Consider the following 13,998-nt stretch of genomic DNA (forward strand, 5'->3'; position numbering starts at 1 on the left):
GGTGGGTCGGAAAAAATCGGCGGCAATAAAAAACCCCGCACTTCTCAGTGCGGGGTTTTGCGAATCTGGCGTTGTTTTCTGCTTACACGCCCGTTCGTCCCGCACCTGTTGGCGAGGTAATAAGGACGACGACGAGAATGGAGGCCGCGCTGGGCGCGGTCCGCAGGTCGTGGGTCAGGGGCGTGTGGCGATGCAACATGAGGCCAAGGGAAACATGCCCGTTCGAGCCTTGTCAAGCGCGCCGGGGAAATTTTCGGTAATGTCCCGATGAGAGGCCGGTTTGCGTGGCGATGGTTGCAACTGCAACCATGAAAAGCCCGCAGAATCGCCGCCTTCCGCGCAATACGACTCCCCCGCAGACCATGCCTGAATACCGATCCAAGACCTCCACCCATGGGCGCAACATGGCCGGTGCCCGTGCGCTCTGGCGCGCCACCGGCATGAAGGACGGCGACTTCAAGAAGCCGATCATCGCCATCGCCAACTCCTTCACCCAGTTCGTGCCGGGACACGTCCACCTGAAGGATCTCGGCCAACTGGTCGCCCGCGAGATCGAACGCGTCGGCGGTGTCGCCAAGGAATTCGACACCATCGCGGTCGACGACGGCATCGCGATGGGTCATGACGGCATGCTGTATTCGCTGCCCAGCCGCGAAGTCATCGCCGACTCGGTGGAGTACATGGTCAACGCGCACTGCGCCGACGCGCTGGTGTGCATTTCCAACTGCGACAAGATCACTCCGGGCATGCTGATGGCCGCGCTGCGGCTGAACATCCCGACCGTGTTCGTTTCCGGTGGTCCGATGGAGGCGGGCAAGACGCGGCTGGCCGATCACAAGCTGGATCTGATCGACGCGATGGTGATGGCGGCGGATCCGAACGCCAGCGACGAAGCGGTGGCGGCGGTCGAGCGCAGCGCGTGTCCGACCTGCGGTTCCTGCTCGGGCATGTTCACCGCCAACTCGATGAACTGCCTGACCGAGGCATTGGGCCTGTCGTTGCCGGGCAACGGCACGGTGGTCGCCACCCATGCCGACCGCGAGCAGTTGTTCCTGCGCGCCGGCCGCCTGGCCGTCGAGCTGTGCCATCGCTGGTACGGCGCGGAGGATCCGACCGCATTGCCGCGCGGCATCGCCACCTTCGAGGCCTTCGAGAACGCGATGACCCTGGACATCGCGATGGGCGGTTCGACCAACACCATCCTGCACCTGCTGGCGGCCGCGCAGGAGGGCGAGGTGGCGTTCGACATGCGCGACATCGACCGGCTGTCGCGACGCGTGCCGCAGTTGTGCAAGGTCGCGCCCAACACCCAGAAGTACCACATCGAGGATGTGCACCGCGCCGGCGGCATCATGGCGATCCTGGGGGAACTGGCGCGCGGCGGGCTGCTGCACACGCAGGTGGCGACCGTGCACGCGAAGACGCTGGGCGACGCGATCGCGCAATGGGACGTGGGCGTGGTGGAGGACGAGAAGGTCCAAACCTTCTACAAGGCCGGGCCGGCGGGCATTCCGACCCAGGTCGCCTTCAGCCAGGACACCCGCTGGCCGTCGCTGGATACCGATCGCGCCGAGGGTTGCATCCGCGATGTCGAGCACGCCTTCTCGCAGGAAGGGGGCCTGGCGGTGCTGTACGGCAACATCGCCCGCGATGGCTGCGTGGTGAAGACCGCCGGTGTCGACGAATCCATCCACGTGTTCGAAGGCAACGCACGCGTCTACGAAAGCCAGGACGCGGCGGTGAAGGGCATCCTGGGCGACGAGGTGAAGGCCGGCGACGTGGTCGTAATCCGCTACGAGGGACCGAAGGGCGGGCCGGGCATGCAGGAAATGCTGTATCCGACCAGCTATCTGAAATCCAAGGGCCTGGGCAAGCAGTGCGCGCTGCTGACCGATGGGCGCTTCTCGGGCGGCACCTCCGGATTGTCGATTGGCCATGCCTCGCCGGAAGCGGCGGCGGGCGGCGCGATCGGCCTGGTCCGCGACGGCGATCGCATCCGCATCGACATTCCCGCCCGCGGCATCAACCTGCTGGTGGACGAGGCGGAACTGGCCGCGCGCCGCGCCGAACAGGATGCGCGCGGATGGAAACCCGCGCAGCCGCGCGCGCGCCGGGTGACCACCGCGCTCAAGGCATACGCGCTCCTCGCCACCAGCGCCGACAAGGGCGCGGTGCGCGACAAGGCATTGCTGGACAACGCATGAGGCTGCGCCGGTTGCGTTTGGGCGCGTTTCTCGCGGGCGGTATCGCGCTCGTGTCACTGGTTGCGCCCGCCCTGGCAGCGGATCCCGAGCCACTGGTGGTGGCCACCTACGCCTATCCGCAGCGGGATCGGGCGGCGGCGATCCGGCCGCTGGCCGACTATCTCGGCCGCCGGCTGCAGCGCCCCGTCGAAGTGCGCGTGCTGCTGTCGCCCAGCGCGTTGATCGCGGGCATGGCGGCGGGAGAAGTCGATCTCGCGGTGCCCAACCTGCACGGTTACCTGCAGGCGCTGCGATTGCCGCCAGGCAGCGTGGCCACGTTGCCGGTGCCGGACGTGCCCGCCGCGCAGGCGCAGCGCTACCGCGCGGTGATCGTCGCGAAACGGCCGTTGTCACGCATCGCGCTCGCCGCCGGGGCGGCCACGCTGAGGCTGGCGCTGGTCGGCCGCGATTCGGCGTCGGGCGGATTCGTGCCGCGTGGCGGACTGGCGGAAATGGGCATCGCGAATCCTGAAGCCGCATTCGCGCGGGTCGACTATGCCGGTTCGCATGCCGCGTCGCTGGCCTGGCTGAAGGACGGCCGCGCCGACGTGGCCGCACTGGCGGCCGATGTCTACGACGCGGAACCGCAGCCGGACCTGCATGAACTCTGGCGCTCGCCGGTCATTCCGCCCGGGCCGCTGCTGTGCCGGCCGGCAGCCGATCGGGATTGCGCCGCGATCGGTGGTGAACTGCTGGTTGCCGACCAGCAGGATCCCGCGGTGATGGCGGGACTGCGCGCCGGCTGGCCGGAGTTCGGCGACGCGGTGCGGCTGGTGCCCGCCGACGAGGCGATGCTGGCGGAAATGGCCGGCCGGATCGACTGACGCGAGGCCGTCAGCGTTCCTCCGACTGCGCGGCGTCCTCGCGCGCGATCCAGTCCATGATCAGCCGGCGCGCGCGCTGCTCGCGCCGGCGCCCGAGCCGATATTCCTGGTTCAGCGCGCGGTACAGGCCCAGCATCACCAGCAACAGCAGCAGCGCGAATGGCAGCGCGGTGATGGTGATGACGCCTTGCAGGGCATCCAGGCCGCCTGCCAGCAGCAGGGTCGCCGCGACCAGCGCCACGCCCACGCCCCAGACCAGGCGTCGGCGCAGCGGCGGATCGCCGGCTGTGTCGGTGGACATGCTCGCCAGTACCAATACCGCCGAATCGGCCGAGGTCACGAAGAAGATCATCAACAGCAGCACCGCGATGCCGGCCAGCAGCGTCGACAGCGGCAGATGATCGAACAGGGTGAACAGCACGGTTTCATAGCCGCGCGCCAGTGGCGCGCCCATGTCCACGCCGCCGAGAATCTGCATCCACAACGCCGTACCGCCGAACACCGAGAACCACACGAAGCCCAGCAGGCTGGGGATGACCACCACGCCGAACACGAACTCGCGGATGGTCCGGCCGCACGAGATGCGGGCGATGAACGATCCGACGAACGGTGCCCACGCGATCCACCAGGCCCAATAGAAGATCGTCCAGTCGGCCACCCACGTGCTGCCGGAGAACGGCGACATCCGCAGGCTCATGTTGACCAACTGGTTGAGATAGGTGCCCAGCGTGGTGGTGAAGGTGTCGAAGATGAAACCGGTGGGACCCAGGACCAGCACCATCGCCAGCAACAGCGCGGCCAATCCGAGATTGAAGTTCGACAACCATTTGATGCCGCGATCCACGCCGCTGATGGTGGAAGCCATGTACAGCACGAACGCCACGCCGATGATCGCCAGCTCGGTGCCGATGGAATCGGGAATGCCGGTGACCCGCGCCACGCCGGCGGCGATCTGGATGGTGCCGAACCCCAGCGTGGTGGCCACGCCGACCGCGGTGGCCACCACCGCGGCGATGTTCACCGCATGGCCGATCCAGCCGCGATGATGATGGCCGATGACCGGTTGCAGCAGATCGCTGATCAGGCCGCGCCCGCCACGATTGAACTGGAACCAGGCCATCGCCAGTCCGATCAGCGCGTAGATCGCCCAGGGGTGCAGGCCCCAGTGGAAGAACACGTAGCGCATCGATGCGCGCGCGGCATCCAGGCTGCCCGGCACCAGCCCTTCCGGCGGCTTGAAGTAGTGCGACACCGGCTCGGCGGCGCCCCAGAACACCAGGCCGATGCCCATGCCGGTGGCGAACAGCATCGCCAGCCAGCTGGCATTGGAGAATTCCGGCTCGGCATCCTCGCCACCGATGCGCAGGTTGGCGAAGCGCCCCACCGCCAGATACAGCAGGAAGACCAGCGCGGCGAACACGATCAGCAGGTACAGCCAACCGGCGCTGGAAATGATCCCGGCCAGCTGCTGCTGGATCCAGGCGTTGAAAGGACCGGGCGCAAGACCGGCGGCGGCGACCAGGAGGGCCACCAACAGGATGGAGATACGGAAAACCACGCAGGCCTCCTTGTCTGAACGGGAGGGGCCGGGCAGGGCGCGAATCGTCGGGCGGAAAAATGCGGACGGGCGGTACCCCGGCGGGCACGCATCATAGCAAGCTCCGCCTGAAGCGCTCCCACGCCGCCGATATGGTGTAATAGCGCCCGAAGCGGGGGTATCGCCGGCCCGGTGGGCGGCGGTTGAGACAGACCCTTCGAACCTGATCCGGTTAAGACCGGCGTAGGGAAGCTTCGCAGGACGCGACCGATCGCCAGCGATCCGCCCGCGTTCCATGCGCCGCCGCTTCGTCCCGCTTTCCAACCAGGACGATGCCGATGAACGCCGTGCCCTCCCGCCTGCTGCAGGATACCCAGCAGCTCTCCGAATCCGTCACCCGTCCGATTCCCGGTTCGCGCAAGGTCTTCGTGACCGGTTCGCGTCCGGACCTGCGCGTGCCGATGCGCGAGATCGCGCTGACCCGCACGCCCACCCTGTTCGGCGGCGAGGAGAATGCGCCGGTCACGGTCTACGACACTTCCGGCCCGTACACCGATCCGGACGCGCGCATCGATCTGGCGGCGGGCCTGCCGGCATTGCGCGCACGCTGGATCGAGGAGCGCGGTGATACCGAGGCGCTGTCCGCGCTGAGCTCGGAATTCGGCCGTTCGCGCGAGACCAATCCGAAACTGGATGCGGTCCGTTTCCCCGGACGCATGCTGCCGCGCCGCGCCAAGGCAGGCGCCAACGTCAGCCAGATGCACTATGCGCGCAAGGGCATCGTGACGCCGGAGATGGAGTACGTCGCCATCCGCGAGAACCAGAGGCTGGAGGCGGTGCGCGAAGCGCTGCTGCTGGCACAGCATCCGGGCGAGAGCTTCGGCGCGAGCATCCAGAAGATCATCACGCCGGAGTTCGTGCGCGACGAGATCGCCCGCGGCCGCGCGATCCTGCCGAACAACATCAACCACCCGGAGAGCGAGCCGATGATCATCGGCCGCAACTTCCTGACCAAGATCAACGCCAACATCGGCAACAGCGCGGTCTCCTCCGGCATCGCCGAGGAAGTGGAGAAGCTGGTCTGGTCGATCCGCTGGGGCGGCGACACGGTGATGGATCTGTCCACCGGCAAGCACATCCACGAGACCCGCGAGTGGATCATCCGCAATTCGCCGGTGCCGATCGGCACCGTGCCGATCTACCAGGCGCTGGAGAAGGTCGACGGCCGCGCCGAGGAACTGACCTGGGAGATCTTCCGCGACACCCTGATCGAACAGGCCGAGCAGGGCGTGGACTACTTCACCATCCATGCCGGCGTGCTGCTGCGCTACGTGCCGCTGACCGCCAAGCGGGTCACCGGCATCGTCTCGCGCGGTGGTTCGATCCTGGCCAAGTGGTGCCTGGCGCACCACAAGGAGAATTTCCTCTACACCCACTTCGAGGAAATCTGCGAGATCATGAAGGCCTACGACGTGGCCTTCAGCCTGGGCGACGGCCTGCGCCCGGGTTGCATCGCCGACGCCAACGACGCCGCCCAGTTCGGCGAGCTGGAAACGCTGGGCGAGCTGACCAAGATCGCCTGGAAGCATGACGTCCAGACCATGATCGAAGGCCCCGGCCACGTGCCGATGCAGCTGATCAAGGAGAACATGGACAAGCAGCTGCGCGAGTGCGGCGAGGCGCCGTTCTACACGCTCGGACCGCTGACCACCGATATCGCGCCGGGCTACGACCACATCACCAGCGCCATCGGCGCGGCGATGATCGGCTGGTACGGGACCGCCATGCTCTGCTACGTGACGCCCAAGGAGCATCTGGGCCTGCCCAACCGCCAGGACGTGCGCGACGGCATCATGGCCTACAAGATCGCCGCCCATGCCGCGGATCTGGCCAAGGGCCATCCGGGCGCGCAGGTGCGTGACAACGCGCTGAGCAAGGCGCGCTTCGAGTTCCGCTGGGAGGATCAGTTCCACCTCGGCCTGGATCCGGAGAAGGCCAAGGAATTCCACGACGAGACCCTGCCCAAGGACGCGCACAAGCTGGCCCACTTCTGTTCGATGTGCGGCCCGCACTTCTGCTCGATGAAGATCACCCAGGACGTGCGCGATTACGCGGCCGAGCATGGCGTGGATGAACAGCAGGCGATCGAGGCCGGCATGGCCGAGAAATCGGCCGAGTTCCTCGCCCAGGGCGCGAAGGTCTATCACCAGGGCTGAACCATGCGGCGGGCGGATGCGTCCGTTCGCCGCCTTTCCGGGCCGGCGGGGCTTGTGCCGCCGCCGCGCCCGCGCGACGCTTGGCGTCCCGGACAGGAGAATGCCGAACATGCGCAATGCCATCCCATTCCTCACCCGCGGCCTGCTGCTGGCCGGGGTCCTGCTGCTGGCGGCCTGCGCCACCGGCCCGCGCATCAGCAGCGAGGCCGACCCGTCGGCCGATTTCGCGCGCTACCGGAGCTTCGCGTTCTACTCGCCGCTGGCGGTGGAGAGCGAAGGCTACGCCACCATCACCAGCGCCCGGCTCAAGGCCGCCGCCCGCGCGCAGATGGAATCGCGGGGTTACGCCTACGACGAGAAGTCTCCGGACCTGTGGTTGAACATCAACGCCTACATGCAGGAAAAGACCGACGTGGTCAGCATGCCGGACGTGGACTACAACTATTACTACAGCTACCGCGCCCGCCGGTATGTCGCCGTTCCCTACTGGTATGACCGCACCAACGTCTACCAGTACACCGAGGGCACGCTGAACTTCGATCTGGTCGACGCCAAGCGCAACCAGCTGGTATGGGAGGGCATCGCGGTCGGCCGCGTCGCCAACGCCAAGCCGGCCGAACGCGCCGCGCGCCTGGACCAGGCGGTTGCCGACATCTTTGCGCGTTATCCCTACCGGGCCGGCAGCGGTACCCCGGTCGTTCCCGCGGCGCCGCGCAAATGAGCGGCGCGGCGAGTGCGGCCCGGGCGGGCATCGGCTTCGGCACGGCGTTGGCGATCACCATTTCCTGGAGCGCCAACAAGTCGCTGCTGTGGGCCATCATCCACGGCCTGCTGTCGTGGATCTACGTGATCTATTACGCGCTGGTCTACCACTTCAAGGGTTGAGATGGGCATGACCTGGCTCCGCTGGCTGGTTACCGCGCGCCGGCACCCGTCGGCGTGGTTGCTGCTGGTGCAGCTCGGCGGGGTGCTGCTGTACCCGGTGATGGAAAGCACCGCCGGCGGCCGCGCGCTGTTCGGGGCTTTCGGGATCCTGGTGCTCGCGCTGGCGCTGTGGGTGGTCAACCGCAGCCCGCTGCGGCTGTGGTTCGCGCTGGCGCTGGGCGTGCCGTCGGTCGTGCTGTCGCTGCTGGCCGCGATCACCGACAACAACGTGCTGTACACCCTCGCGCACCTGCTGGAGAGCGCGCTGTACTTCTATACGGCAGGCAGCCTGATGGCCTACATGCTGCAGGACCATGAGGTCTCCAGCGACGAACTGTTCGCCGCCGGCGCGACCTTCACCCTGCTGGCGTGGGCGTTCGCGTTCGCCTTCTCGGTCTGCCAGCAGTGGTATCCGGGCAGCTTCATCGCGGCGGTGAATCCGGAGCAGCCGCGCACCTGGATGGAACTGCTGTTCCTCAGTTTCAGCCTGCTCTCGGGCGTGGGCCTGAGCGACATCGTGCCGGTGCAGGCGCAGGCGCGCGCGCTGGTGATGCTGGAGCAGTTCGCGGGGGTCATGTACATCGCCCTGGTGGTGTCGCGGCTGATCGGCCTGACCACGCTGAAGATGGGGATACGCAAGAGCGGTTGAACCGGCGTCGTAACCGCCGCCTCATGCGAACAACCATGCAAACAAAAAGCCCGCCGATGGCGGGCTTTCTGCTGTGCGATGCGGGGCCGGCTTACTTCTTCAGTTCGGCGTAGCGCTGCATCGCGTCGACCAGCACCTGCTTGGCGTCGGCGGCGTTGCCCCAGCCGTCCAGCTTCACCCACTTGCCCTTCTCCAGATCCTTGTAATGCTCGAAGAAGTGGCCGATGCGCTCCAGCCAGTGCGGGCTGACCTGGTCGATGTCGGTGATGTGCTTGTAGCCGGAGAACACCTTCTCCACCGGCACTGCGAGCAGCTTCTCGTCGCTGCCGGCCTCGTCGCTCATGCGCAGCACGCCGACCGGGCGGCAGCGGATGACCGAGCCGGGGATCAGCGGCAGCGGCAGCACCACCAGCACGTCGGCCGGATCACCGTCGCCGCACTGGGTGTTGGGCACGTAGCCGTAGTTGCAGGGATAGCGCATCGGGGTGGAGAGGATGCGATCGACGAAGATCGCCCCGCTTTCCTTGTCCACTTCGTACTTCACCGGTTCCGAATCCTTCGGGATTTCGATGATGACGTTGATTTCTTCCGGCGGGTTCTTGCCGGTGGAAACGTGGTCCAGACCCATGATGCGTGTGCTCCAGAGCGTGCGGAATGACAGGGCCGGCAATTCTACGCGCTTGCCTGCTGCGGCGCAGCAGGGGCGGGCCGGAGGACTTCCCGGGAGGGGGCCGGAATCCCGGCGTGGCCGGACTGCCGGGCCAGCCGTCGCCGGTTCGCCATGGGGGTTGCGGCTCAGCTTGCCGGCCCTAGAATCCGCCCCGTATGCGCGGCCCCTCCGTCCTGCTGGTCTGTCTGCTGGCCTTCCTGGCCGGCTCCGGCGTGCCCGACGCCCAGGCGCGGACGGTCTACCGCTGCGTGCGCGACGGCACCGTCAGCCTGGCCACCGCGCCGGAGCCGGGCTCGCGCTGCCAGGCCAGGGAAATCGACGACAATGCCGTGCAGACCCCGAACCTGTGGGGACGGATGGGCATCTTCAGCGGTACCCTGTACGAGCGCGAGCAGGACGGCCAGCTGGTGTACAGCACCCGCAACCTGCCCGGGTCGCGGGTCTACCTGAAGTTCACCGTGGCCACCCCGCCGGGCGAGCCGGCCCATCCGGGTCTGGGCAAGGTCGGCAAGCCGCGCCTGAACATGTATCCCGTGGATTTCCGCACGGCGGCGAAGAAGACCGGCGTGGACGATGCCTGGCTGCGCGCGATTGCCCATGCGGAAAGCGATTTCGACGCCAAGGCGGTGTCCTCCAAGGGTGCCAAGGGCGTGATGCAACTGATGCCGGAGGTGGCGACCGAGTACGGGGTGACCGATCCGTTCTCCTCCACCCAGTCCATCGATGCCGGCGCGCGCCATCTCAGGCAATTGATGCGGCGCTACAAGGGTGACCTGACCCTGGTGGCGGCGGCCTACAACGCCGGCATCGGCACCGTCGCCCGGTACGGCGGGGTGCCGCCCTATGCGGAAACCCAGGAATACGTGGCCAAGGTCACCGCCCTGTACGACCTGTACCTGCGCGCGCTCGGCCGCAAGAGCGCCCCCGAACGCCCGGCGCAGTGACCGGCCGATGATGCGCATCCGCGCGTCGTTCCGGCCCGCGCGGCATTTCTTCACTTCCACATCTCCTGCGCGGGCCTATGGTCTTCACAGGCTGGAAGACAGCCGCCCACGGGAGAACGCCATGAAACGACGTGTTTTCAGCGCTCCGGACCTGGGCACCGCGGAACAGGCCATGGGTGCCGCGCTCCGACTCGGCATCCGTCCCGGCCACGCCGCGGTCCTGGCCCAGTCCGACATCGAGATGACCCAGGTCCCCGATGCCGAGAAGGAAGCCTCGCCGACCGATTTCATCCCCGCCGCCTGGCGCGGAATCGTCGGCGGTGGCGTCATCGGCCTGGTCGGTGGCCTGATCGGCATGTGGCTGCCGCAGGCCGGGTTCCATGCGCTTGGGGTGATCATCACCACGCTGGTGGGCGCGACGGTCGGTGGCTGGTCCGCCGCGCTGGCCGGATCCACCGTGCCCAGCGAGGTCCGCCGGGACTACGAGCGCGAAATCGAAGCTGGCCGCCTGCTGGTGGTCATCGATGGCGAGGACGATGCGTTGCTGGACCGCGCCAGCCAGGCGATTGCCGCCACCGACGGCATGCAGCCGCTGCGGCAGGTGCCGCACGGACTGCTGCGCTGAGTTTCCCCCGCAACTGATGACAACCGTCACTGGTCCCGGCGCCCTGCCGGGACCTAAGGTGGGCGCCAACCAATCCCTGGACGCCCGCCATGCCTGCCGCCGCCCTGCCAGCCCTGACTCCCTATCTCGTCACCGCGGGGATCGGCTGGATCATGTATCGCCGCATCCGCCGCAGCTTCGGCCGCCAGCCCTGGCAGCCCAAGCGCACCGTGTTCCGCCTGGTCCTGATGGTGTTGCTGCTGGGCATGCTGCTGTTCGGCGCCGCGTTCCTGCCGGGGGTGGCGGCGGGTGTGGCCACCGGGCTGGCGGGTGGCTTGCTGCTGGGCGGATTCGCGCTGCGGCACACGCGGGTCGAATGGCACGAAGGACTGCCGACCTACGTGCCGAACCCCTGGTTCGGCGGCATCCTGACCCTGCTGCTGGTCGGCCGCCTGGCGTGGCGCTGGTCGCAGGGCGCGTTCGCCGACGGTGCGGCGGCCTCCGCGCAACAGGCCAGTCCGCTGACGATGGGATTCGCGGCGGCGCTGGTCGGCTATTTCCTGCTGCTCAACGCCGGCCTGTGGTGGCGCATGCGACGCCTGCACGCCACGGTTGGCTAACCGGATATCGGCCGAGAATCAGCGGGCAATCGCTTCGGACTCGATGATCCGCGTGCCGGGCGTCGCCGCATGGGCAGCCTCCAGCAGCGCGGCGGNCCCGGTAGCGTGCGGGCACCAGCGGTGCGAGCGTGGTCAGCAGGCGCAGCGCGAGGTGTTCGCCGGCGCGCCGGCGCGGGCGTTCGCCGCCCAGCAGGGAAGGGCGGATGAAGGTGAGCGAATCGAAGCCGCAGGCGGACAGGGCCTGTTCCAGTTCTCCCTTCGTGCGCGAGTAGAAGATCCGCGAATCCGCGCGAGCGCCGGCGGCCGAGGTGACCGCCAGCGTGCGTGCGCCATGCTGGTGCAGCAGGCGGGCGAGCGCGAGCGGATAGTCGAAGTCGACCCGGCGAAAGGCATCGCGCGAGCCGGCGTCGCGCAGGGTGGTGCCCAGGGCGCAGATCATGGCGTCCGCGCGCCAATGGTCGGCCGTCGGATCCAGGCGCTCGAAATCGATGATCGGGTTCGACAATCGCGGATGCGGGGCCAAGGGCCGACGGGTCGGTGCGATGACCCTGCCGATGCGGGTATCGGCCATCGCGAGTGCCAGCACTGCCTGGCCCACCAGCCCCGTGCTCCCCGCCACCAACAGACGTTCCATCCCGTTCCTCCCGTGGCCGTTTTCCGCCGTGGCACGAGCCGACATCCCGCCACGCCTCCGGCCACGGCCCGGCGCGCGCATCACGTATCCTATGCCATCGCCGTCGAACGCCGCCGGCACCTGCACGATCCGCGTTGCCGGATCCCTCGCGTGACGGGAGCACGCAAGAACGCATGAACCTGCCCCTGCACTTCGGATTCCTCGGCGCGCTGGAAGCCTGCCTGATCGCTTTCGCCATCGGCCTGCTGGTCTACGCCGGCTGGCAGGCGATCTGCCGGGCACTGGGCTGGTCGATCGGGCATGCGATCGGATGGTCGTGCGTGATTGCGGTAATCATTGGCGCCGGCATCGATATCTGGAACCTGTTCTACCTGGGCATGGTGAAGCTGGAGTCGCCGCTGTACGCGCGCATTGCGCTGAAAGCCATCCACGATCCGGACGCGCTGGGCACCCGCGTGGTCCTGGAGATCATCGGCGCATTGACCGGCGTGGTGATGGGTTGGCAATGGTTCAGCCGAGCCTGGCGTGAAGGGTCCGTTCGCCGGGAAGAAAAAAACACGCGGATTGAACACTGATCTGACGTGTGCATCACGCTGCGATACGCCTTGCACATAGCCATCACGTATCGCTAACGAACGATGTAATCGAAAAAAAATCGTGGGTGGTTAAGCCTGCGTGCACATTCATTTCGCGCCGCAGGATTGATTCAGAAGCACAACGGCATCGTCGGCATCGTGCGCTACAGGACGCACTTCCTAATTCCATAACGGAGCAAACGACGATGACCAAGAACAACACCCGCAAGCCGCTGATTGCCCTGATCGCCCTGGGTGCCGCCGTCGCCATGCCGATGGCGTTCGCGCAGGATACGCAGGCCCAGCAGCAGCCGCAGCAGACCCAGCAGGCCGAGCCGACGCAGCAGGCGCAGCCGACCACGGATCAGGCGGCGGGCGGTGCGGAGCAGTCCGCCCAGCAGTCGACCCAGTCGGGCAGCCAGCAGGGTTGGGCCGATATCGACAAGGACGGCGACGGCAACATCACCAAGGAAGAGGCCGCCGCCAACGCCGGCCTGTCCCAGGTGTTCGACAAGGCCGATGGTGATGCCGATGGCAAGCTGACCGCCGACGAGTACAAGGCGTTCGTCGAAAAGAACTACAGCGAGCCGCAGAAGTAAGTCGCGCAACGCGGTCGTCATGACCGCAGGGTGACGGCGCAGCGCACCGTCATCGCGCCCGCGGAGGGCGGCACCGCCGCCCTCCGTCTCCAGGCGAGCCGTTGTTCCCCGTGTCCGGATGCACGCATCGGCGGGAGTACGAACGCAGCAACAGGAGGAGCGCATGAAATCATCATCTCCCCGGTTCCATCTTCCGCTGGCCCTGCTGGTCACCGCATTGGCGGCATCCGCGCCGGGCATGGCACAGGACCGCGACGCCCAGGAGCAACGCCAGGAGACGCCTCCGCGGCAGACCGACGCACCGCCGGCCAATGACGCGGCCACGCCCGCGCCCCGGCCGTTCGAAGAGCTTGACGCCAATGGCGATGGCAGCATCGCCAAGGACGAAGCCGCGGTCGATCCCGCATTGACCCAGGCTTTTGGAACCCTCGACCAGGACGCCGACGGCAAACTCGCACCCGCCGAGTACGCCGCCTACAAGCCGGCCGGCAACGGCCGCTGATCTTTTCACCCGCCGCGGCACGATCCGCGATCGGCGCGGCCAGAGGAGGACATGAATGAATTCCTTTTTCCACAGCAACACGCAGGACCGCCCGCGTCCCACCTGGTGGTTGGTGGCGATGCTCGGTGGCGCGCTTGCGTTGACGGCATGCAGCAAGACGCAGGACGAAACGACGATGCCGCCGTCCGACACCGCACCGCCGGCGGAAACCACGCCGCCACCGTCGGAACCGGCGACCACGCCGCCACCCGCCGATCCGAGCGCACCGCCGACCACGGATCCGAATGCACCGCCGACGACCACGCCGCCGCCGGCAGACGGCACCACGCCGCCGGCCAGCGATCAGACGCCGCCGCCTCCGGGTGATTCCGGCAGCGGCAGCAGCACGCCGCCGGCAAAGTAACGGCGCGCGGCGCGCTTCCCGTTCCAGTGGCACCGGAACGGAAGTTCGCGCGAC

At 67.5% G+C, this 13,998-nt stretch carries 15 protein-coding genes and 1 riboswitch; of the genes, 13 read left to right on the forward strand and 2 right to left on the reverse strand.

Annotated features, from left to right (window positions below):
* Positions 1-362: 362 nt before the first annotated feature.
* Both ilvD and ACTJI2_RS11720 read left to right on the forward strand, forming a co-directional pair.
* Positions 363-2,204, forward strand: coding sequence for a dihydroxy-acid dehydratase (gene ilvD, locus ACTJI2_RS11715; protein WP_440842185.1), 1,842 nt, complete (start codon positions 363-365; stop codon positions 2,202-2,204).
* 50 nt (positions 2,205-2,254) lie between these two features.
* Entirely contained in the window at positions 2,255-3,067 is an 813-nt protein-coding gene (locus ACTJI2_RS11720) for a phosphate/phosphite/phosphonate ABC transporter substrate-binding protein (RefSeq protein WP_440842186.1), read from the forward strand.
* 10 nt (positions 3,068-3,077) lie between these two features.
* On the opposite strand, the gene ACTJI2_RS11725 is transcribed toward ACTJI2_RS11720, so the two are convergent.
* On the reverse strand, positions 3,078-4,625 hold the full coding sequence (locus ACTJI2_RS11725; protein WP_203323151.1) for a BCCT family transporter: 1,548 nt from the start codon (positions 4,623-4,625) through the stop codon (positions 3,078-3,080).
* Between the two features lie 143 nt (positions 4,626-4,768).
* Positions 4,769-4,872: riboswitch (TPP riboswitch) on the forward strand.
* Positions 4,873-4,942: 70 nt separating this feature from the next.
* Here ACTJI2_RS11725 and thiC point away from each other — a divergent pair.
* From thiC to ACTJI2_RS11745, 4 genes are all read left to right on the forward strand, one after another.
* Entirely contained in the window at positions 4,943-6,820 is a 1,878-nt protein-coding gene (thiC, locus tag ACTJI2_RS11730) for a phosphomethylpyrimidine synthase ThiC (protein WP_203323150.1), read from the forward strand.
* Between the two features lie 109 nt (positions 6,821-6,929).
* The gene (locus ACTJI2_RS11735; RefSeq protein ID WP_183639316.1) at positions 6,930-7,541 is read left to right on the forward strand and encodes a DUF4136 domain-containing protein; all 612 of its coding nucleotides are present in this window, start codon (positions 6,930-6,932) and stop codon (positions 7,539-7,541) included.
* On the forward strand, positions 7,538-7,705 hold the full coding sequence (locus ACTJI2_RS11740; protein WP_181444250.1) for a hypothetical protein: 168 nt from the start codon (positions 7,538-7,540) through the stop codon (positions 7,703-7,705). The genes ACTJI2_RS11735 and ACTJI2_RS11740 overlap by 4 nt, the downstream gene beginning before the upstream one ends.
* Positions 7,706-7,712: 7 nt before the next feature.
* Positions 7,713-8,393: an ion channel gene (locus ACTJI2_RS11745; RefSeq protein WP_192198019.1), complete on the forward strand. Its 681-nt coding sequence runs from the start codon at positions 7,713-7,715 to the stop codon at positions 8,391-8,393.
* A gap of 91 nt (positions 8,394-8,484) precedes the next feature.
* Here ACTJI2_RS11745 and ppa read toward each other — a convergent pair whose 3' ends face one another.
* The gene (ppa, locus tag ACTJI2_RS11750) at positions 8,485-9,021 is read right to left on the reverse strand and encodes an inorganic diphosphatase (RefSeq protein ID WP_183639312.1); all 537 of its coding nucleotides are present in this window, start codon (positions 9,019-9,021) and stop codon (positions 8,485-8,487) included.
* A 197-nt stretch (positions 9,022-9,218) separates the two neighbouring features.
* Here ppa and ACTJI2_RS11755 point away from each other — a divergent pair, with 197 nt between their 5' ends.
* The 7 genes from ACTJI2_RS11755 (at position 9,219) to ACTJI2_RS11785 (ending at position 13,944) form a co-directional block, all read left to right on the forward strand.
* Positions 9,219-10,007 (forward strand): lytic transglycosylase domain-containing protein, encoded by a 789-nt coding sequence (locus ACTJI2_RS11755; RefSeq protein ID WP_183639310.1) that lies wholly within the window; start codon positions 9,219-9,221, stop codon positions 10,005-10,007.
* A gap of 121 nt (positions 10,008-10,128) precedes the next feature.
* Positions 10,129-10,632 carry a hypothetical protein gene (locus tag ACTJI2_RS11760; RefSeq protein WP_183639308.1) on the forward strand — a complete coding sequence of 168 codons (504 nt, stop codon included), beginning with the start codon at positions 10,129-10,131 and terminating at the stop codon, positions 10,630-10,632.
* An 89-nt stretch (positions 10,633-10,721) separates the two neighbouring features.
* Complete coding sequence (locus ACTJI2_RS11765) at positions 10,722-11,231, forward strand: hypothetical protein (RefSeq protein WP_183639306.1); 510 nt, start codon at positions 10,722-10,724, stop codon at positions 11,229-11,231.
* A gap of 807 nt (positions 11,232-12,038) precedes the next feature.
* Positions 12,039-12,440, forward strand: a complete 402-nt coding sequence (locus ACTJI2_RS11770) for a hypothetical protein (protein ID WP_183639302.1) — start codon at positions 12,039-12,041, stop codon at positions 12,438-12,440.
* A 206-nt stretch (positions 12,441-12,646) separates the two neighbouring features.
* Complete coding sequence (locus ACTJI2_RS11775; RefSeq protein ID WP_141455490.1) at positions 12,647-13,039, forward strand: EF-hand domain-containing protein; 393 nt, start codon at positions 12,647-12,649, stop codon at positions 13,037-13,039.
* Positions 13,040-13,202: 163 nt separating this feature from the next.
* Positions 13,203-13,541: a hypothetical protein gene (locus ACTJI2_RS11780; RefSeq protein ID WP_440842187.1), complete on the forward strand. Its 339-nt coding sequence runs from the start codon at positions 13,203-13,205 to the stop codon at positions 13,539-13,541.
* 55 nt (positions 13,542-13,596) lie between these two features.
* The gene (locus ACTJI2_RS11785; RefSeq protein WP_183639297.1) at positions 13,597-13,944 is read left to right on the forward strand and encodes a hypothetical protein; all 348 of its coding nucleotides are present in this window, start codon (positions 13,597-13,599) and stop codon (positions 13,942-13,944) included.
* The last annotated feature ends 54 nt before the right edge of the window (positions 13,945-13,998 follow it).

The sequence above is a fragment of the Pseudoxanthomonas sp. 22568 genome (genome assembly GCF_052044485.1).
Lineage (GTDB): Bacteria > Pseudomonadota > Gammaproteobacteria > Xanthomonadales > Xanthomonadaceae > Pseudoxanthomonas_A > Pseudoxanthomonas_A beigongshangi.

Bases quoted from the DNA above. Each gene is read 5' to 3' on its own strand.
- ilvD (WP_440842185.1), top strand. From the start codon at position 363: ATGCCTGAATACCGATCCAAGACCTCCACCCATGGGCGCAACATGGCC.
- thiC (WP_203323150.1), top strand. From the start codon at position 4,943: ATGAACGCCGTGCCCTCCCGCCTGCTGCAGGATACCCAGCAGCTCTCC.
- ACTJI2_RS11735 (WP_183639316.1), top strand. From the start codon at position 6,930: ATGCGCAATGCCATCCCATTCCTCACCCGCGGCCTGCTGCTGGCCGGG.
- ACTJI2_RS11740 (WP_181444250.1), top strand. From the start codon at position 7,538: ATGAGCGGCGCGGCGAGTGCGGCCCGGGCGGGCATCGGCTTCGGCACG.
- ACTJI2_RS11745 (WP_192198019.1), top strand. From the start codon at position 7,713: ATGACCTGGCTCCGCTGGCTGGTTACCGCGCGCCGGCACCCGTCGGCG.
- ppa (WP_183639312.1), bottom strand. From the start codon at position 9,021: ATGGGTCTGGACCACGTTTCCACCGGCAAGAACCCGCCGGAAGAAATC.
- ACTJI2_RS11755 (WP_183639310.1), top strand. From the start codon at position 9,219: ATGCGCGGCCCCTCCGTCCTGCTGGTCTGTCTGCTGGCCTTCCTGGCC.
- ACTJI2_RS11760 (WP_183639308.1), top strand. From the start codon at position 10,129: ATGAAACGACGTGTTTTCAGCGCTCCGGACCTGGGCACCGCGGAACAG.
- ACTJI2_RS11765 (WP_183639306.1), top strand. From the start codon at position 10,722: ATGCCTGCCGCCGCCCTGCCAGCCCTGACTCCCTATCTCGTCACCGCG.
- ACTJI2_RS11770 (WP_183639302.1), top strand. From the start codon at position 12,039: ATGAACCTGCCCCTGCACTTCGGATTCCTCGGCGCGCTGGAAGCCTGC.
- ACTJI2_RS11775 (WP_141455490.1), top strand. From the start codon at position 12,647: ATGACCAAGAACAACACCCGCAAGCCGCTGATTGCCCTGATCGCCCTG.
- ACTJI2_RS11780 (WP_440842187.1), top strand. From the start codon at position 13,203: ATGAAATCATCATCTCCCCGGTTCCATCTTCCGCTGGCCCTGCTGGTC.
- ACTJI2_RS11785 (WP_183639297.1), top strand. From the start codon at position 13,597: ATGAATTCCTTTTTCCACAGCAACACGCAGGACCGCCCGCGTCCCACC.